This window comes from Myroides marinus, from assembly GCF_900109075.1.
Lineage (GTDB): Bacteria > Bacteroidota > Bacteroidia > Flavobacteriales > Flavobacteriaceae > Flavobacterium > Flavobacterium marinum_A.
The window spans coordinates 71,751-90,169 of sequence record NZ_FNYS01000014.1 but is presented as its reverse complement, the minus strand read 5'-3'; the positions used below and the strand labels follow the sequence as shown (position 1 = coordinate 90,169).

18 protein-coding genes are annotated in these 18,419 nt (G+C 34.1%); 13 read left to right on the top strand and 5 right to left on the bottom strand.

Features of this window, described 5'->3' with window-relative positions; translation table 11 throughout:
* Window positions 1-306: 306 nt before the first annotated feature.
* The gene (locus BMX53_RS13545) at window positions 307-774 is read right to left on the bottom strand and encodes a GNAT family N-acetyltransferase (RefSeq protein WP_244154513.1); all 468 of its coding nucleotides are present in this window, start codon (window positions 772-774) and stop codon (window positions 307-309) included.
* Window positions 775-958: 184 nt separating this feature from the next.
* On the opposite strand from BMX53_RS13545, the gene BMX53_RS13540 reads away from it, so the two are divergent.
* The 9 genes from BMX53_RS13540 to BMX53_RS13500 all read left to right on the top strand — a co-directional run bounded on the left by BMX53_RS13540 (window position 959) and on the right by BMX53_RS13500 (window position 8,236).
* Window positions 959-1,786 (top strand): AraC family transcriptional regulator, encoded by an 828-nt coding sequence (locus tag BMX53_RS13540; RefSeq protein ID WP_074746942.1) that lies wholly within the window; start codon window positions 959-961, stop codon window positions 1,784-1,786.
* A 744-nt stretch (window positions 1,787-2,530) separates the two neighbouring features.
* On the top strand, window positions 2,531-3,277 hold the full coding sequence (locus tag BMX53_RS13535; protein ID WP_038984439.1) for an electron transfer flavoprotein subunit beta/FixA family protein: 747 nt from the start codon (window positions 2,531-2,533) through the stop codon (window positions 3,275-3,277).
* A gap of 37 nt (window positions 3,278-3,314) precedes the next feature.
* Window positions 3,315-4,283, top strand: a complete 969-nt coding sequence (locus tag BMX53_RS13530) for an electron transfer flavoprotein subunit alpha/FixB family protein (protein WP_074746940.1) — start codon at window positions 3,315-3,317, stop codon at window positions 4,281-4,283.
* Window positions 4,284-4,369: 86 nt separating this feature from the next.
* The gene (locus BMX53_RS13525) at window positions 4,370-5,005 is read left to right on the top strand and encodes a bifunctional nuclease family protein (protein ID WP_038984442.1); all 636 of its coding nucleotides are present in this window, start codon (window positions 4,370-4,372) and stop codon (window positions 5,003-5,005) included.
* 22 nt (window positions 5,006-5,027) lie between these two features.
* The gene (locus BMX53_RS13520) at window positions 5,028-5,852 is read left to right on the top strand and encodes a thymidylate synthase (protein ID WP_074746938.1); all 825 of its coding nucleotides are present in this window, start codon (window positions 5,028-5,030) and stop codon (window positions 5,850-5,852) included.
* A gap of 24 nt (window positions 5,853-5,876) precedes the next feature.
* Window positions 5,877-6,320, top strand: coding sequence for a 2TM domain-containing protein (locus tag BMX53_RS19010; RefSeq protein ID WP_074746936.1), 444 nt, complete (start codon window positions 5,877-5,879; stop codon window positions 6,318-6,320).
* 3 nt (window positions 6,321-6,323) lie between these two features.
* Window positions 6,324-6,809: a dihydrofolate reductase gene (locus BMX53_RS19005; protein ID WP_038984448.1), complete on the top strand. Its 486-nt coding sequence runs from the start codon at window positions 6,324-6,326 to the stop codon at window positions 6,807-6,809.
* Window positions 6,810-6,821: 12 nt separating this feature from the next.
* A complete protein-coding gene (locus BMX53_RS13505) occupies window positions 6,822-7,622 on the top strand; it encodes a hypothetical protein (RefSeq protein WP_038984450.1) in 801 nt (266 codons plus the stop codon).
* Window positions 7,622-8,236, top strand: a complete 615-nt coding sequence (locus BMX53_RS13500) for a deoxynucleoside kinase (RefSeq protein WP_038984451.1) — start codon at window positions 7,622-7,624, stop codon at window positions 8,234-8,236. Before BMX53_RS13505 ends, BMX53_RS13500 begins: the two co-directional genes overlap by 1 nt.
* Window positions 8,237-8,302: 66 nt before the next feature.
* Here the strand turns inward: BMX53_RS13500 and BMX53_RS13495 are convergent, their stop codons facing one another.
* Window positions 8,303-8,764 carry an Lrp/AsnC family transcriptional regulator gene (locus tag BMX53_RS13495; protein ID WP_038984453.1) on the bottom strand — a complete coding sequence of 154 codons (462 nt, stop codon included), beginning with the start codon at window positions 8,762-8,764 and terminating at the stop codon, window positions 8,303-8,305.
* Window positions 8,765-9,183: 419 nt separating this feature from the next.
* Here BMX53_RS13495 and BMX53_RS13490 point away from each other — a divergent pair, with 419 nt between their 5' ends.
* Both BMX53_RS13490 and BMX53_RS13485 read left to right on the top strand, forming a co-directional pair.
* Window positions 9,184-12,300 (top strand): SusC/RagA family TonB-linked outer membrane protein, encoded by a 3,117-nt coding sequence (locus tag BMX53_RS13490; RefSeq protein ID WP_074746934.1) that lies wholly within the window; start codon window positions 9,184-9,186, stop codon window positions 12,298-12,300.
* 11 nt (window positions 12,301-12,311) lie between these two features.
* Window positions 12,312-13,703, top strand: a complete 1,392-nt coding sequence (locus BMX53_RS13485) for a RagB/SusD family nutrient uptake outer membrane protein (RefSeq protein ID WP_074746932.1) — start codon at window positions 12,312-12,314, stop codon at window positions 13,701-13,703.
* A 119-nt stretch (window positions 13,704-13,822) separates the two neighbouring features.
* Here BMX53_RS13485 and gldA read toward each other — a convergent pair whose 3' ends face one another.
* Genes gldA through BMX53_RS13470 form a run of 3 tightly spaced genes read right to left on the bottom strand, consistent with a single transcriptional unit; the run spans window position 13,823 to window position 15,990 of the window.
* Complete coding sequence (gene gldA, locus BMX53_RS13480) at window positions 13,823-14,719, bottom strand: gliding motility-associated ABC transporter ATP-binding subunit GldA (protein ID WP_074746930.1); 897 nt, start codon at window positions 14,717-14,719, stop codon at window positions 13,823-13,825.
* Window positions 14,720-14,754: 35 nt separating this feature from the next.
* Window positions 14,755-15,144: a DUF1634 domain-containing protein gene (locus BMX53_RS13475; protein ID WP_063176298.1), complete on the bottom strand. Its 390-nt coding sequence runs from the start codon at window positions 15,142-15,144 to the stop codon at window positions 14,755-14,757.
* A 3-nt stretch (window positions 15,145-15,147) separates the two neighbouring features.
* Window positions 15,148-15,990: a sulfite exporter TauE/SafE family protein gene (locus BMX53_RS13470; RefSeq protein ID WP_074746928.1), complete on the bottom strand. Its 843-nt coding sequence runs from the start codon at window positions 15,988-15,990 to the stop codon at window positions 15,148-15,150.
* A 183-nt stretch (window positions 15,991-16,173) separates the two neighbouring features.
* Here BMX53_RS13470 and BMX53_RS13465 point away from each other — a divergent pair, with 183 nt between their 5' ends.
* Together BMX53_RS13465 and rsgA are read left to right on the top strand one after the other, a co-directional pair.
* On the top strand, window positions 16,174-17,253 hold the full coding sequence (locus BMX53_RS13465; protein ID WP_038984464.1) for a chorismate mutase: 1,080 nt from the start codon (window positions 16,174-16,176) through the stop codon (window positions 17,251-17,253).
* A 147-nt stretch (window positions 17,254-17,400) separates the two neighbouring features.
* The gene (gene rsgA / locus BMX53_RS13460) at window positions 17,401-18,366 is read left to right on the top strand and encodes a ribosome small subunit-dependent GTPase A (RefSeq protein WP_038984466.1); all 966 of its coding nucleotides are present in this window, start codon (window positions 17,401-17,403) and stop codon (window positions 18,364-18,366) included.
* Window positions 18,367-18,419: the final 53 nt, after the last annotated feature.

Sequence of the window (18,419 nt, the reverse complement as noted above, 5' to 3'; positions counted from 1 at the left end):
GAATGCTATTAAAATACAGATATACTGTGTTTTGATAGTAAATTTACTCATATCTGTGATTAAGAAAAAGCTTACAAGAAGTTGGGCTTTCTCAAATTTGGTAAGTTTTTGTAAGATCCATCTGTTTAACTATATTAAACTATTACATTTCTTAGAAAATCCTGAACAAGATTGGATTATTGAGGTTCAAAAGATAAAACAACTCTCTTTGTTCTGAGAGCCTATTTCTAGGTTTAGTATGAAATTAAAAGTATATAAAACTGATTATCAATATAATATGATTGAAAATTCTATTGATAATAAGTTTTATCGGACACTAATGTAAGCGAATGTAAATCCACATTTTGATTGAGCTCTTAATGATTTTGTGTTTTCTTCATAAAAGCCACACCATAAGTCGGTTATCTTTAGATCTACGAATGCGTGTCTGATTAAGGTGTGTAATGCCTCAGGGATGTATCCTTTTCCCCAATGTGGTACACCTACCCAATAAGCTACTTCTGCCTCGTGTTTTGATATGTCGAAGTTGCTGTTCTCTCCGATTAAAAGTCCAATACACCCTATGGCCTCGTTAGTATCTTTAAGTGCTACAGCATATACTTCAGGATGTGCGAATTCGTTTAGGATTACAGATCTACTTTCTTCTATATTTTTATGAGCAGGCCATCCTGCAGGAGGACCTACGTTTTCGTCTTTAGCGTATAGATATAAGCTCTCTGTGTCTGATTCTTCCCATGGGCGTAAAATCAATCTTTCTGTTATTAATTTCATCATTGTTTCATTTTATGTATTTCAGATTAAGTCACCCGAGATACTGTTAATAATTCTGAGACAAAAGTACAAGGGGATGCTGAGGTGGACTGTATAATAATTTGAGGTAAAAATGTAATTTTGAAAACTATATGCTATTTTTGTTAGTAGTTTTAGTTATGTATATGTAATTATTAAAAGTAACTTTATGGAGTTAGTAGATAAGATTTCTTTAAAAATAGGGGTAGATTACGGTTTGAGTACAGTTGATACATTAGGTACTTATCCCTTGCAGCTTGCTTATTTGTCTTTCTTTTTTGTTGAGTCAGGAGAGGGAAGAGTGAGTATAGATTTTAAAGAGTACGCATTGAGTAGAGGTAGTTTTATAGTAGTAGGAGAAGATAATATTGTGAGTTTTAAGGATTGTAGCGATACTTTCTCAATGCAATGTTACTTGATTAGACGTGACTTAGCGAGTGATATAGCTTATGTATTGCCTAACGAATTATTTAGTTATTTACATTACTATCCTAAACAGCAGTTTAGAGGAGAAGATATGGTGATCTATCAGATGTGGCAATCTTTAAATATGCACTTAATGAAGCATACTATTACATATACTAAACGTATTCTGTGTAATCAGTTTCAAAGTTTGTTCTTGACTTTATCAGAGCATGTTAATTATAATGATTTAGTAATAGAGAAGCACTATAGTCGTCAAGAGGAACTCTGCTGGAAGTTCTGGGATTTGATTAGTAAGCATGCTAAAGCACATAGAGATGTAGCATTCTACGCTGGTGAGTTGTTTGTTACTCCTTATTATTTATCTCAAGTTACTCAACAGTTCTTAAACTACAGCCCTAAAGAACTTATTAATAGACAGGTGATATTAGAGATCAAACACTATTTAGTAAATACAGAATTAAGTATTAGTCAGATAGCGGAAGTTCTCCACTTCGATGATCCATCTTATATGGGAAGGTTCTTTAAACGTGAGGTAGGAATTAACCCATTAGAGTTTAGAAGAAAGAGATAGTTCTAATTAAGTAAAGAGATCAGGAGAAATAATTGCTTTTGTTTTTTCTTTTTTGAGATGTTTTTCATGTTATTAAGGGAGAGTTTAAACGTGTTTTTTTATAAAAAAGGTTCTTTTTAGCCTTTTTGGTGCCTCATTTTTAGAAAAAGTATATCGCTTTTTTTATTCACATTTCGTGTATTTTTGTTTTTAATAGATTGATAATCAATGGTTAATGTTTTGTTGTCCTTGTAATTTGATAAAATTACAATGGGCTCTAAAGCCACTGTTTATAAGTGTTCGTGCCAATTCCTTTTACAGTTCTTCTAGGATTCTCCGTATTTGCTTTACATAAGAGGCATTTTATAGAAGAAGCTTAAAAGTATCTTAGAAGTATCGTAGGAGAAAGTGATTGCTGTACTAGTTGTTTTTTTTCTTTAGGAAAGGGAAGGGTATTTTCCGTTGTAGTTATTTAACCAATGAGTAGGAGGGATGTTTATCAAATATGTGTTAATTATTTTACTACTTGTATTGTTTTGAGAAGAGTTATAGTTGATGCTAAAAGAATAGAGTTATGTATGAAAAGTTTGGATTTCAATATAATTAGATGTATTTAGAAGAGGATAACACTATAAATAAGGTGGTGTTAATTAGAATGTTTTTAAATAACGATGATAATTTTATATGCACGCATAGTAAATTATCAAAAATAAATTCTTATTTTCGTTCGGTAAGTAAATGTGAAACACAAAAAACGATATAAAAATGAAAATATTAGTTTGCATCAGTCATGTGCCTGATACTACTTCAAAAATTAACTTCACTAATGGAGATACAGCGTTTGATACAAATGGAGTACAGTTTGTAATCAACCCTAATGATGAGTATTCTTTAACTAGAGCTATCTGGTTTAAAGAGAAACAAGGAGCTACAGTAACTGTAGTGAATGTAGGTGGAGCTGATACAGAAGCTACATTACGTAAAGCGTTAGCTATCGGTGCTGATGAAGCTATCCGTGTTAATGCTGATCCTGCTGATGGTATGTATGTAGCTAAACAATTAGCTGAAGTAGTAAAGAACGGAGGATTTGATTTAGTATTAGCTGGTAAAGAATCATTAGATTACAATGGTGGAATGGTACCAGGTATGCTAGCTGCATTCTTAGGATATGATTTTATCAACTCTTGTGAGGGATTAGAAATAGAGGGAACTTCAGTTAAAGCTATTCGTCAAATCGACGGAGGTAAAGAGACTATCTCAGGAAAATTACCTATCGTTATCGGTGGACAAAAAGGATTAGTAGATGAGAAAGATTTACGTATTCCTAATATGCGTGGAATTATGTCTGCTAGAACTAAAGCATTAGCTGTAGTAGAGCCAGTAGGAGCAGAAGTAACTACTAAAGATGTGAAATTTGAAAAACCAGCTGCAAAATCAGCTTGTAAAATGATTTCGCCAGATAACATTGATGAATTAATCAGCTTGTTACACAACGAGGCTAAAGTTATCTAATTTCACTTATTTGTAAACCTTTAATAAAAGAAGAATTATGTCAGTTTTAATATATGCTGAATCAGCAGAAGGAAAATTTAAGAAAGTAGCATTAGAATTAGCTTCTTATGCTAAGAAAGTAGCAGAGTCATTAGGAACAACAGTGACTGCTGTGACAGTAAACGCTTCAGATGTAAGCGAATTAGGAAAATACGGAGTAGATAAAGTATTAAAAGTAACGAATGATAAATTAGCTACTTTTAACGCTAAAGCATATGCAGATGTTATCAAACAAGCTGCTCAAAAAGAAGGTTCTAAAGTAGTGGTATTATCATCTACTACAGATAGTTTATACGCTGCTCCTATCGTAGCTGTAGCTTTAAATGCTGGATTCGCTACTAACGTGGTAGCATTGCCAGAGAGCACTTCTCCTTTCGTAGTGAAAAGAAACTCATTCTCAACTAAAGCATTCTCTCATACAGAATTAACTACTGATGTGAAAGTTATCGCATTAGCTAAAAACTCTTTTGGATTAGTAGAGGCTACTGGAGCTGCTGCTGCTGAAGACTTCGCTCCATCATTAAACGATGCTGACTTTAGTCTAAAAGTAGAAGGAGTAGAGAAAGTATCTGGTAAAGTAACGATCGCTGATGCTGATGTAGTAGTGTCAGGTGGACGTGGATTAAAAGGACCAGAGAACTGGAAAATGATCGAAGACTTAGCAGAGGTATTAGGTGGAGCATTAGCTTGTTCTAAGCCTGTATCTGACCTAGGATGGAGATCTCATGAAGAGCACGTAGGACAAACTGGAAAGCCTGTAGCTGCTAACTTATACATCGCTGTAGGTATCTCTGGAGCTATCCAACATATCGCAGGAGTTAACTCTTCTAAAGTAAAAGTAGCTATTAATACAGATGCTGAAGCTCCATTCTTTAAAGTAGCTGATTATGGTATCGTAGGAGACGCATTCCAAGTAGTACCTCAGTTAGTAGAGAAATTAAAAGAGTTCAAAGCTAAGAACGCATAAGCATTTAAAAGCTTTTAAATAATAAGGCAACTAAGACAAGATTTATTATCTTTGTTTTAGTTGCTTTTTTTGTATAAAAAATAATTATGAGTTTGATAAAATTAACGGTAAGTGGAATCTCTTATAGCCATACACAGAATGGGGCTTATGCACTTATATTAGAAGAGGAAGTAGGGAGCAGAAAGTTGCCGATAGTAATAGGAGCTTTTGAAGCACAGTCTATTGCGATAGCGATAGAAGATGATATCAGACCGCCTAGACCTTTGACACATGACTTATTTAAGTCTTTAGCAGATAGATACAGTATCGTGATTAAAGAGGTTATTATCAATAGATTATTAGACGGGATTTTTTATTCTAGCCTTGTATGTGAGAGAGATGGGATAGAAGAGGTAATAGATGCACGTACATCTGATGCTATAGCTTTAGCTATTCGATTTTATGCACCGATATACACGTATAAAGATATAATGGATAGAGCAGGAATTATCTTAAATGCTGAGGCCGAAGAAGAGGAACCTCAAGAAGAAGAAGATAATAGCAACCCGTATTCTGGTAATGATATTGCTTCTCAAGTAGAGCAGTTCTTAGAAGAAGAGGCTAAAGCTAATGACTTTTCTAGTTACTCGAAGGGTGAATTGGAAAAAATGCTTAATGAGGCTTTAATTAATGAAGATTATGAGAAGGCAGCTCTTTTAAGAGATGAATTAAATAAACGATAACAGCTATATATAACACACAACAATGAAACAATATTTAGATTTAGTACAACAGGTATTAGATAAAGGAACTCAAAAAGGAGATAGAACAGGGACTGGAACTAAGAGTATATTCGGACATCAAATGCGCTTTGATCTATCAGAGGGATTTCCTCTAGTGACTACTAAAAAAGTGCATTTAAAATCTATTATATACGAATTGTTGTGGTTCTTAAATGGAGATACTAATATTAAGTATCTAAGTGAGAATGGTGTACGTATATGGGATGAGTGGGCTGATGAGAATGGAGACTTAGGACCTGTATATGGATATCAATGGAGAAACTGGAATGGGGAAGGTATAGATCAGATTAAAGAGGTTATAGATACACTTAAGAATAATCCAGATAGCCGCCGTATAATGGTCTCTGCTTGGAATCCTAGTGTGATGCCTGATACATCTGTTTCTTTTGCAGAGAATGTAGCTAATGGAAAGGCAGCTTTACCTCCATGTCACTCGTTCTTTCAGTTTTATGTAGCAGATGGCAAGTTGTCTTGTCAGTTATATCAGAGAAGTGCAGATGTGTTTTTAGGAGTGCCGTTTAATATTGCTTCTTATGCTTTATTAACTATGATGGTAGCTCAGGTATGTGACTTAGAGGTAGGAGACTTTATCCATACATTCGGAGATGTACACATCTATAATAACCATATAGAGCAGGTAACACTACAATTGAGTAGAGAACCTAAACCACTGCCTAAAATGGTATTGAATAAAGAGGTAAAAGATATATTTAGTTTTACATACGAAGACTTTACACTAGAGGGCTATGATCCGCACCCAGCGATAAAAGGTCAAGTATCTGTATAGGTCTTTAACTAAAAAATGTTGCTTATGAGAAGAGATGAATCATACGAAATGTACGATTATGCACGCCAAAAAATAAAACAAAAGAAGATGTTATTCTTCCATTTTGTGGTGTTTGTTTTGGGGAGTATATTACTTTTTTGTTTTAATGGATTAGTACAAGATCAAAATGCGGTGGGATATACTAAGTGGTGGCCTTATGCTGTTAGCGCATGGGCACTGTTCATATTCTTACACGCGGTAAATGTATTAATCGTAGATCGTTTTATGGGAAAACGTTGGGAAGAACACCAAATAAAACGATTAGTAGAAATGCAAGAAAAACGTATTAAAGAATTAAGAGCTAAAGTAGAGAAGGATTATCCGCTAGTAGATACTAAGAGAGATTTAGGACATACTACGCCTGCTGTAGATACTACTACGGCACCTACTACTACGGCTAATCCAACAATAGAAATAGATAAACAATAATATATGTTGACATTAATAGCTGCGGCAGCAGAGAATAATGCATTAGGTAAGGATAATGAGCTGCTATGGCATCTACCAGATGACTTTAAGCACTTTAAAGATTTGACTTCTCATCACTTTATCATTATGGGAAGAAAGACTTTTGAGTCGTTTCCAAAACCTTTGCCTAATCGTACACATATCATTATTACTAGACAGGAAGAGTATGATGCACCAGCATCGTGTATCGTAGTGAATAGTTTAGAAAAAGCTCTAGATTTAGTAACAGAACAAGAGGAATCATTTATCATAGGAGGAGGAGAGATTTATCACTTGGCACTTCCTTTTGCAGATAAGATAGAGTTGACTCGTGTTCATACTACTGTAGAGGCAGATGCATTCTTTCCTACCTTTGATGTGAAGGAGTGGGAGTTAGTCAGAGAAGAATTTCACGATAAAGATGCTAGACATCAGTATCCTTTTACTTTTTTGACATATATTAAAAAATAATAAAATGTAGCTATGAAAAGAATATTATCTCTTTTAGCGTTTTCAGTGTTGAGTATTACTACTTATGCTCAGGATACGCTAAGATTAAAGTTTCAAAATAATGAGCACCTTACTAAAGAACAAGTGTTCTTAGGGAAAGATATTTTTGATAATACTTATGTCAAGGAAGGTGATATTTTTAAGAAGAATACGAAGTATAGTGGGGTACAATACAGAAGTAAAGAGCTAGATTCTCTAACCTCGATAGATATTACTAATCCACTAGAATTAATGCTTTTCTATAAAGAGAAGAAAGCATTGGTTATCGTTAATAAAGAGTTAGCTGAACGCAGTGTCGTACAGTTAGGGGTTAAGTTTCCTTCTATGGATATTAGTTATGCTTATGGTAGTACTAAGAGAAACTATTGGTTGGTTAATGAACGCAATAAGTCTGTTAATTTATATAATAGCGTTACTTATGAGTTATACCGCACATTTAGTATTCCTGAAGGAGCTAAGGTTAAACAGTATGTGGCATTGCCTAATTTGTTCTTTTGGATAGATACAGATAATGTTATTCATGGTCATAATTTAGCTGGAAGTAAGGTTTTGACATATAAACTGGAATCTGGTTATGATTTAATACAAATTTTAGATCAAGATAAATTACTTTATACGAATAAAAATGTATTGTATTTTGTTGATTTAAAAGCAAATAAAACCTCTGTTATAGATGCTAAAGAAAAAAGCATTTCAGGCTTCTTTTATAGCAATCAAAAATTGAGTATTTTTGACGGACAGAAATTAAATAATTACTTTATAAAATTACCGTAATGCATATAGCTATTGCTGGAAATATAGGCGCGGGTAAAACTACGCTTACAAATTTGTTGGCCAAACACTATAATTGGGAACCACACTATGAAGATGTAGTAGATAATCCTTATTTGGATGACTTCTATCATCAGATGGATAGATGGTCTTTTAATCTACAAGTGTATTTTTTAAATAGCCGTTTTCGTCAGGTTTTACAAATTAGACAAAGTGGAAAAACGATTATCCAGGATCGTACTATCTATGAAGATGCTCACATCTTCGCGCCAAACTTACACGCAATGGGCTTAATGTCTAATCGTGATTTTCAAAACTACTCTTCTCTATTTGAGTTAATGCAAGAGTTAGTAGGAGCTCCTGATTTACTAATCTATTTGAGAAGTTCTGTGCCTAACTTAGTAGGACAAATCCAAAAGAGAGGAAGAGATTATGAAAACTCTATTTCTATTGAGTATTTAAATAAACTTAATGAAAGATACGAAGAGTGGATTAAGGGATATGACAAAGGTAGATTGTTAATTATCGATGTAGATCACCTTGACTTCGTAGATAATCCTGAAGACTTAGGAAATGTGATTAATAAGATAGATGCAGAGATTAATGGACTGTTCTAATTATTAGTTTTACAAAATATAAATATCCCCCTATTGAAGAATAACTTCGATAGGGGGATATTTATTTTATAAAGGTACGTTACAGGTCTTCTTAATAGTCTGAATAACGAAAGAACTCTTGATATTAGAGATGATCTCTAGTTTTGATATCTTGTGTACGACGAATTGTTGATAGTCCTGTACATCGTTCACTAGGAGCTTTAATAAGAAGTCAAAATCTCCAGCAATATAAGAGGCTTCTAAAACTTCGTCTAAGCCTTTTACATATTCTTCAAATTGTTCAAATAGGCTTTCTTGGTGTCTTATTAGTATTACTTGACAGTATACGATTAGTTTTTTACCTAATAAATCAGGGTTTAGCTGTGCTGAATATCCCTGAATGACTCCTGTAGCTTCTAATTTTTTTATTCGTTCGTGTACAGGTGTTAGCGATAGATTTACTTTCTCTGCTAGCTGTTTTGTAGATTGTTTACCATCTAATTGTAGTTCAATAAGTAATTTTCTATCTACTTCATCTATATGCTGCATAGTTATTTTTTCTGTTAGGGATTAAAATGATAGAACAAAAGTATTGTTTTTTTCTTTGGTTGTACTTTTGAGTAGTAAAATTATCCTTAATTAATACTTAGTTATAGAAAAAATATTTATGTATATATCTTTGCACTGTTACATCAAATAAAAAAAGTAAAGTGAAAATAACACAAAAAATAGTAATCCCTTTCTTAAGACAATCTGGTATGCTTGTTCTTGCTAAAAACTTCTCTATGTGTATGGAGGAGATGTGCGTACCTAAATGTGAAGTAAAGCTTTATTAGTTTTTGTGTTTTTTTAAAACAGGAAAAGGAGGCTTTGGTAGAGCCTCCTTTTTTTTTGTATCGTTTTTTTAAGCAGCAAAAAAACGATATTGAAATGTGCGCTGCTAAAAGTAATAAAATTTTTAGTATAAAATGGGAAGTATTAGATTACGGCTACTTGTAAGTAGCTTATTACTGCTATGCAATATAGCAGTAGCACAACAAATCAAGGTAACTGGGGTGGTAAACGAAGTCGATGGAGCATCACTTCCTGGAGTATCAGTTATCGTGAAGAACTCTACAAAAGGAGTACAAACAGATTTAGATGGGAAGTATGTAATAGAAGTGAGTGAAGGAGATATACTTGCTTTTGAATACGTAGGTTTTAAATCTCAATCTATCAAAGTTGGTAAACAACACATTATAAATATCAACCTACAGAGTGAGTCAGAGAGCTTAGATGATATCGTTATCGTAGCGTATGGAGCTCAAAAGCAGAAAGCTGTAGTAGGAGCTATCAGTCAAGTAAAAAGCGATGTACTAGATAAGCAAGTCGCTACATCTGTAGTCTCTGCATTACAAGGGACTGTCTCTGGGGTAAATATTATCAACTCTAGTTCTCAACCAGGAGAAAGCCCTACTATTAGAGTACGAGGTATAGGATCGATTAATGCATCTGCAGATCCATTGATTATCTTAGATGGTGCTCCATATTCAGGAAACCTTAATGCAATAAGTGCTGATCAAATAGAAGCAATTAATGTGTTAAAAGATGCTTCTTCAACAGCGTTATACGGATCGAGAGGGGCTAATGGAGTTATTCTTATTAAAACAAAGATGGGAAAGCGCAATGCTGCACCTGATGTAAATATTAAATTAAGTTCTGGTGTTGCCTTTGACGCTGTAAAAACACATGAAGTGCTAGACACTAAGGGATATACACAGTACCTATGGGAAGGTAGAAAAAATAACTATCAATATGTATTAGGACAAGATGAGGTAACTGCACGTAAGAATGCTTCTGATGGATTGGTAAGTTATTTTGGCTATAATCCTTTTGGGACAAATCAACCTGTAGATTACAATGGTAATTGGACAGTAAAAAATCCTCTGTTATGGGAGACGGATTGGAAGAAAGAGCTTCAACGCAATCAGGCATTCAGAAATGAGTACAACTTTAATATTGCAGGAGGTGGAGATAAAACTACGTATTTCTTATCTGCTAACTATCTGAATCAAGATGGTATGATTAAGACCTCTAACTTTGAACGTACAACTGTTCGTTTAAATATAGAAAGTCAAGTGACAGATTGGTTACAAGTAGGAGCAAACACAGCTTATTCAAGTTCTAATCAGAACTTTCCTACACAGAGTGGTACCAATCTATATAGTCCAATGAATTGGATATATGCTATGCCTAGTGTGTATCCTGTGTATAAAAGAGACTTAAATGGACAGGTAGTATATGATGCAGAGGGAGGTGCTATATATGATTATGGTAATGCATCTAGCAAGGATATTAATAGTGTACGCCCAATCATGAGTGGGGAGAATGCAGCAGGTATTCTGTTTAATAATAGTACTATTAATAGAAGAGCTAATACAAGCTGGAACGGATTCGCTAAGCTTGATTTAGCAGAGGGGCTTTATTTTAGAACGAACTTATCTTATGAAAAATATGACTATGATGTAAAAGAGTATAACAACTCACAATATGGACAAGCATCAAGTGTAAAAGGTCGCGTAAGTAGAGTAAAAGACACGTCTGAAACATTAAACTTTATCAATACGCTTCACTATGATAAGGCATTTGGAGAACATCATATAGCAGCAGATGGAATCTTTGAAGCATATAGTTTTAAAAAGGACTTTCTAAATACTTCTACAACTGGATTTTTACCAGGAAATACCGAGATAGGAAGTGGAACATCTTTAGAAGGTATAGGTGGTTATGCAGTAGAAGATAGATTGACAAGTTATTTAGGACGATTAAGCTATGACTATAAAAACAAATATTTTATAGAAGGATCTTTTAGAAGAGATGCAAGTACACGCTTTGACAAATCGGTAAGAAAAGGAAACTTCTACTCTGTTGGTGGTTCTTGGATTGTGTCTTCTGAAAATTTCTTAGTGGATAGCAAATACATTGACTTATTAAAGCTTAGAGCATCTTATGGTGAACTAGGAAATAATAATCTAAAGGATAAGTATTTTCCGTATTTAAGATTGTTTGAAACAGGTTATAATCAATTAGATAATCCTGGTGTAATATTAGGAGATTTAGCTGATCCATTATTGACTTGGGAGAAAACAGCTTCATTTAACGTTGGAGTAGATTTTAGTTTGTTTAATAATAGAATAGAAGGTTCTGTTGACTATTATAAAAAACGATCTATAGACTTGTTATTTGCAGTGCCAAAAGCCCCATCTACAGGAAACTTAGAGATCTTATCTAATGCTGGTACAATAGAAAATTATGGATTAGAAGTTAGCTTGACATCACATAATGTTCGTACAAAAGATTGGAAATGGGATACTTCATTAAACTTTTCTATAGATAGAAATAAGATAACATCATTGACGCAAGATAGTTTTATCAGTGGATTAAATAGATGGGAAGAAGGGCGTTCACTATATGATTTTTATTTAAGAGAATGGGCTGGTGTGGATCCTAATGATGGTTATGGAATGTGTTATAAGGATGTAGTGGATGGCAATGGTCAAGTGATAGGAAAAGAAACAACTAAAGATTATAACGAAGCTACACGCTACTATAATAAGTCAGCTTTACCTAAGTTAGTAGGAGGGTTTAATACTACGTTAGCTTATAAGAACTTTGATTTTAGTGCATTCTTTAACTTTAGCTTAGGTGGATACATTTATGATAATGACTATGCAGGTCTAATGAACGGAATGTCTACAGGATATCAGAGTTCTCCTGATATCGCTAATCGTTGGCAAAAACCTGGAGATATTACTAATATTCCTGTCATTATTAATTCAACAAATAACTTTGCTGCTACGTCAACTCGTTTCTTATACAAGAATAATTATTTAAGGTTAAAAGCCTTGACTCTAGGATATACACTACCAATAGAAAGTTTAGGTAAGTTAAAATTAAAACAGGCTAGAGTGTATGTACAAGGTGAGAACTTATTGACGTTCCAATCGCATAAAGGAATAGATCCAGAGCAAGCGATAAATGGTGTGACTAATTATAGAGTACCATTATCAGCTACATTATCAGTTGGATTAAATATTAATTTCTAAAAAGTAAAGAAGTGATAAAATCAATTATAAAAGGTATTGCATTAGTGCTATTAGTTAGTACAGCTGTGAGTTGTTCATCTGATTTCTTAGATGACCCAAAACCAAAAGACAGTATCTCTCCTGAAATAGTGTTCGGAAGTACAGAAGGAGCTACTTCATTTCTATCAGGGATATTGAGATTACAGAGAAGTACTTTAATTAACGATGAGGCCTCAGGTCTACACAGTATACTGTTTGCTAGAAGTGTAAAAGGTGGTGACTTAATACAAAAACAAATATGGTTTGGAGCTGATTATGATTACTTGGTATATCTAAGTACAGGTACTCGATCAAAGTTTTCGTGGAGATTGCCTTATAAGATCATCGATCAAGTAAACAACTTTATTAAAGGAGTAGAAGAGAGTGAGAAGATTAGTAAAGAGGATAAAGATGCTTTATTAGGACAGGCTTTAGCATTGAGAGGGTATTATTATTTTCAATTAGCCATAGAGTTTGGAGATGCTTATCAGTCTAATCAGAATATAGCTTTTCCTCCGATTTATATAAAACCAACTTCTTCTCCTAATCCATTCTCAACGAAAGAAGAGTTCTTTAATAGAATAGTGACTGACTTAGAAGAGGCTTCTTCTAAATTAGGAAATAATAGAATTAATAAATCGTATATCAACAAGCAAGTGGCTCAAGCCTTTTTAGCTCAAGTATATCAATATATGGGTAAATGGGATTTAGCTAAGAAAAATGCAAATGAGGCGTATGGTGGAAATGTACTAAAAGTATTAAATGCAGAGGAGTATACTAAAGGTTTTGACTCTATGGGTGCAACAGAATGGTTATGGGCTTTACCTCAGAGTGCTGATCAGTCAGTGTATTATAAGTCACATCCACATGCAATGATGGATCATGTGGCGGTAGCATATCATGGGACGTTTATCAATGATGACTTTGTGAAACACTTTAGCAAAACAGATGTGCGTAATTTGTTCAGTAATTTCTATGAAAAACCAACAGGAGACTGGCAAGAATATGTGACAGCTAAGTTTAAGTTTACTTTTGAGGCAGACTTACCTGTGATTAGATATCCTGAGTTAGTATTGATAGAGGCAGAGGCAGAGTACCATTTAGGAAATGAAGGAAAGTCAAAAGAGCTTGTAGATGCAATACGTCAAAATAGAGATACTCAAGCAAAGGCTACAAATGTAAATGGGACATCATTATTAGAAGTGATTTTGTTAGAAAGAAGAAAAGAATTATATGGTGAGTGTGGTGTAGAATGGTTTGATGCCAAAAGATTATTGAGAGGTATAACTCGAACTGGTAATCACAGAACAAGAGTATCTCTTCCTGCACAAGATAAACGTTTCCAACTAGTAATTCCTCAGGAAGAATTAGATGCAAGAAAGTAAATTACTTTACCATTTTTAGGTAATTCGTTTGTTGTTTTTAGTTAGCGAAAAGAGGCTGTCATCACTGACAGCCTCTTTTATTTTGGTATAAAAAACACCTCTTGATGAGGTGTTTGATTTTATTGTGTAATCTCTCTAAAGAGACTTTCTAGATTCTTGTTTTTAACTTGTAGAGATAGAGTTTTTAGTCCATTCTCTTGAGCGAAGTCATATACAGTAGGTCTATAGTCTTGATCTATAGGGAATACTAATTCCCACTGTGTATCGTGTATGTGATTAGCACGGATAAGATTAGATATTCTGTTGATAAATTGTATCTCTATCTTAAAGTCAAACTCTACAGCTATAACCTGTTCGTTCTGATTTTCTAACATAGTAGATAACATCTGATCTGCTACTATTTGTCCTTTTTTGATAATGATTACTCGGTCACATATAGCCTCTACTTCTTGCATAATATGAGTTGAAAGAAATACTGTCTTGTCTTTACCTATGTTTTTGATTAGTTCTCTAATCTCGACTAATTGGTTTGGATCAAGACCTGTAGTAGGTTCATCTAAGATTAGTACTTCAGGATCGTGAAGTAGAGCAGTAGCTAATCCTACACGTTGTCTATATCCTTTAGATAGTTCACCTATTCGCTTATGAGCTTCAGGTGTTAGTCCTGTAAGGTTGATTACTTCATTTATTCTACTTTTAGCTACTTTATAGATGTCAGCGTTAAACTGTAGGTATTCTCTCACATACATTTCTAAGTAAAGAGGATTGTGTTCTGGAAGGTATCCTATAGAACGCTGTACATTTCGCTGTTCTGTCTCTACATTAAAGTCATTGACATAAGCTTGTCCTTCATCGCTGTGGATATAGGTAGTCAATATCTTCATCAGTGTAGATTTACCTGCTCCATTAGGTCCTAAGAAACCTGCTATCTGGCCTTTAGGAATAGAGAAACTTATACTGTCTAAGGCTTTTTGTTCGCCGTAAAACTTGCTTATATTTTTAACCTGTAGTGACATTATTGCGATTTTATATTAGTAACAAAAGTATATATTTAATGTGAAAATCCGAAAGAAACACTGAAGACAATAATACCTATTACTATCAATGTAATGAATACATACAGCCAATCTTTCTCTAAGAAGAACGACAAAAGGGATAGAAATATTCTAAGGATAGGTGTCAAAAATAAAAGAAGTATTCCTAAGAAGATGATAGACTCCCCATTTCCTTGGCTTACACCTGCTAAAATATTTTGTACAACAGTAATAATATTGTCATCTTTTTCGATGAAATTAGTGAAGTGTACTTCTTCATTAGATCTAGTAAATAGTAATATAATACCTCCCAAACCTGCTACAGATAGAGCAGTCCATACTCCATATCGAAGTACATTTCCTATTATAGATTGTAAGTCTGTATCTGAAAATTTAGTTGTTCCCATAGTTTATATATTACCCATTACTCCGTTATAAATCATATTAATCGCTAAAGCTAAGATTAAGAAAGCGAAGAATACTTTTAGTTTTTTAGGATTAGCTTTTAGTAAAACTTTAGCTCCTACCATAGCTCCTACTAATACACCTATAATAACAGGCATACAGATAGAGGGTTCTATATATCCTTTTTGAATATAGATAACAGAACTGGCAATAGCTGTAACTCCCATCATAAAGTTACTCGTAGTAGTAGATACTTTAAATGGTATTTTCATGATAGAGTCCATAGCGATTACTTTAAATGCACCTGAACCAATACCAAGTAATCCAGACATCATCCCAGCTAACCCCATCATGCTAAAACCACCTATGATATTTTTCATTCCATATTTTACAGTAGTTCCTTGTGGAGTAGGGTATGTACTAACTAGCTTTAAGTTGTGAGCTAGTTTACTTGACTCTTCTGGTGTTACTAAATGGTCTTCTTTTTTTCGAAGTGAATTGATAGAAGAGAAAGTTAATGTTAGTCCAAAGATAATTGCCAGCACAGAAGTATTAGCGTTAGTTGATATAATAGCTCCGATTACAGCTCCTGCAGTAGTTGCTATCTCTAAGAACATTCCTAAACGCATATTAGTTATTCCTTCTTTTACATAAGCAGATGCAGATCCCGAAGAGGTTGCTATAACGGCTACTAGGGCTGTACCAATAGCGTAATGCATATCTACACCTAGAAAGACAGATAACAAAGGAATGATTATTATACCGCCTCCTAGTCCAGAAAGTGAACCAACGAAGCCAGCTGCAAATGCTCCTAGGAACATAATCAGTGTGAAAGTTAATAAGGTCATTATTTATATTATTTTATGCTTAAGTGGTTAAAAGTAAAGAATTATCAAATAAATATCGAATAAATAGGGTGTTTTCTGATTTAAAAGAATTATATTAGAGTCTTTTTTTGACAGTTTTGGCCAGACGTGGCATAACTGTTGTAAAAACTCAATTATATGTAAATACAAATTAATAATTAACCAATGGAAAAACTAAACATTAACAAGGATTGGTTGTCTTTATTCCAAGGACAGAATCCTGCTATAATTGCAGGGCCTTGTAGTGCGGAAACGCCAGAGCAAGTCATGAGAATCGCTAAGTCACTGCCAAAAGAAGTTAAAGTCTATCGCGCTGGGATTTGGAAACCTCGTACTCGTCCAGGAGGATTCGAAGGTGTGGGTGCCATTGGATTGAAATGGTTACAACAAGTAAAAGCTGAAACAGGAATGTTATTAGCTACTGAAGTTGCAACCGCAGAACACGTACAATTGTGCTTAGAGCACGATATTGACATCTTATGGATTGGAGCACGTACTGCTGTTAATCCTTTTGCTGTTCAAGAAATTGCAGATGTACTTAGAGGTACTGACAAAGTTGTTTTGTTAAAGAATCCAGTGAATCCGGACTTATCTTTATGGATGGGAGGAGTAGAGCGCCTAGCAGAGGCGGGTATTACTAAATTAGGAGTAATTCACAGAGGGTTTAGTACTTATGAGAAAACTAAGTATCGCAATATCCCTGAGTGGCAAATACCTATTGATTTAAAATTACACTTACCTAATATTCCTATTTTCTGTGATCCATCACATATCACAGGTAATAGAGATAAAATATTAGGAGTGTCTCAACAAGCATTAGACCTTAACTATGAAGGATTAATGATTGAGACACACTGTGATCCTGATAATGCATGGAGTGATGCAGCTCAACAAGTTACACCTGATCAGTTAGGAGATATTATCTCTAAATTAAGAGTGAGAAATGTAACTGATGAGACTGAAGAATTCTTACAACAAATACAAGCTCACCGTATCCAAATCGATGATATGGATAGTAAGTTACTTGATTTGTTGAGAAAACGTATGGCTATTTCTGATGCAATTGGTACGTTGAAGAAAGAGAAGAACGTAGCTGTATTCCAACAAGATCGTTGGTTGAAAATTCTTGAGAAAATGCAAGAAGAAGGTAAACACATCGGTTTTACGGAGGAGTTTATCACTGCTATTTATACTGCTATTCACCAAGAGAGTATTCATAGACAAGATAAGATTATCAACAAATAGTTGTTGCTAAACAAGATTTTAAAAAGGGCTTTTACATTAGTAAGAGCCCTTTTTTTATATCTATGGTGTTCTACGACTTGATGAGGTTAAGGAAGAATTGTCTTTATTCCTGTTTAAGGAACATATTTTTTGAAGTATATTTGCCGTATGAATGGTATAGTTTACAAATCAACAGGTAGTTGGTACTCAGTGAAAGGTGAAGACGGTGTGTTTTATGACTGTCGTATTAAAGGTAAGTTTAGGATTAAAGGAATTAAAAGCACTAATCCAATTGCCGTAGGTGACCATGTTCGCTTTGAACTAGAGACTACAAACGATGTTACGACGGGGGTTATCAACGATATCAAACCTCGTAAGAACTATATTGTCCGTAAATCTGTAAACTTATCTAAGCAGGTACATATTCTTGCTTCTAATATTGATACGTTATTCTTAATCGTAACAATAGACAATCCTGTAACTACAACAAGTTTTATTGATCGTTTTTTAGTAACTGCTGAAGCGTATGGTATTAAGACTGTATTGGTGTTTAATAAGATAGATACTTACTCAGAAGATGCCTTAGATGAACAGTTGTATATGCAGTATATCTATTCTCAGATAGGTTATGAATGTCTTAGAGTTTCAGCTGTAACAGGTAAGGGATTAGATGCTATTAAGGAGAGAATGATAGGTAAAGTATCTACATTCACTGGACATTCCGGTGTAGGAAAGTCAACACTTATTAATGCAATTGAACCTGGATTACACTTAAAAACAGCTCAGATTTCAGAACAACATCAACAAGGACAACATACTACGACTTTCGCAGAAATGTTTGACCTTTCATTTGATGCACAAATTATAGATACTCCAGGAGTACGTGGTTTTGGAGTTGTGGATATGGAACCTACAGAAGTAGGTGATTATTTTCCAGAATTCTTTGCTTTAAAAGACCAGTGTAAATTTAATAACTGTCTGCATAGAGAAGAGCCTTACTGCGCTGTAAAGAACGCTTTAGACAGAGATGAGCTAGCTTGGTCTAGGTATAAAAGTTATATTCAGATACTTGACGGAGAAGAAGAACATTATCGAACAGATATATATAAAGATGGAAAGAACCAAGACGAATAGTCTTGGTTTTTTTATTTATACAGTTGTGTTTTTTATTTGATAAGTATATTTTT

Coding starts and splice junctions, on each gene's coding strand:
- rsgA (WP_038984466.1), top strand. CDS start 17,401: ATGAATGGTATAGTTTACAAATCAACAGGTAGTTGGTACTCAGTGAAA.
- BMX53_RS13470 (WP_074746928.1), bottom strand. CDS start 15,990: ATGACCTTATTAACTTTCACACTGATTATGTTCCTAGGAGCATTTGCA.
- BMX53_RS13505 (WP_038984450.1), top strand. CDS start 6,822: ATGAAAAGAATATTATCTCTTTTAGCGTTTTCAGTGTTGAGTATTACT.
- BMX53_RS19010 (WP_074746936.1), top strand. CDS start 5,877: ATGAGAAGAGATGAATCATACGAAATGTACGATTATGCACGCCAAAAA.
- BMX53_RS13535 (WP_038984439.1), top strand. CDS start 2,531: ATGAAAATATTAGTTTGCATCAGTCATGTGCCTGATACTACTTCAAAA.
- BMX53_RS13500 (WP_038984451.1), top strand. CDS start 7,622: ATGCATATAGCTATTGCTGGAAATATAGGCGCGGGTAAAACTACGCTT.
- BMX53_RS13465 (WP_038984464.1), top strand. CDS start 16,174: ATGGAAAAACTAAACATTAACAAGGATTGGTTGTCTTTATTCCAAGGA.
- BMX53_RS13520 (WP_074746938.1), top strand. CDS start 5,028: ATGAAACAATATTTAGATTTAGTACAACAGGTATTAGATAAAGGAACT.
- BMX53_RS13530 (WP_074746940.1), top strand. CDS start 3,315: ATGTCAGTTTTAATATATGCTGAATCAGCAGAAGGAAAATTTAAGAAA.
- BMX53_RS13495 (WP_038984453.1), bottom strand. CDS start 8,764: ATGCAGCATATAGATGAAGTAGATAGAAAATTACTTATTGAACTACAA.
- BMX53_RS13525 (WP_038984442.1), top strand. CDS start 4,370: ATGAGTTTGATAAAATTAACGGTAAGTGGAATCTCTTATAGCCATACA.
- BMX53_RS13540 (WP_074746942.1), top strand. CDS start 959: ATGGAGTTAGTAGATAAGATTTCTTTAAAAATAGGGGTAGATTACGGT.
- BMX53_RS13545 (WP_244154513.1), bottom strand. CDS start 774: ATGATGAAATTAATAACAGAAAGATTGATTTTACGCCCATGGGAAGAA.
- BMX53_RS13490 (WP_074746934.1), top strand. CDS start 9,184: ATGGGAAGTATTAGATTACGGCTACTTGTAAGTAGCTTATTACTGCTA.
- gldA (WP_074746930.1), bottom strand. CDS start 14,719: ATGTCACTACAGGTTAAAAATATAAGCAAGTTTTACGGCGAACAAAAA.
- BMX53_RS13475 (WP_063176298.1), bottom strand. CDS start 15,144: ATGGGAACAACTAAATTTTCAGATACAGACTTACAATCTATAATAGGA.
- BMX53_RS19005 (WP_038984448.1), top strand. CDS start 6,324: ATGTTGACATTAATAGCTGCGGCAGCAGAGAATAATGCATTAGGTAAG.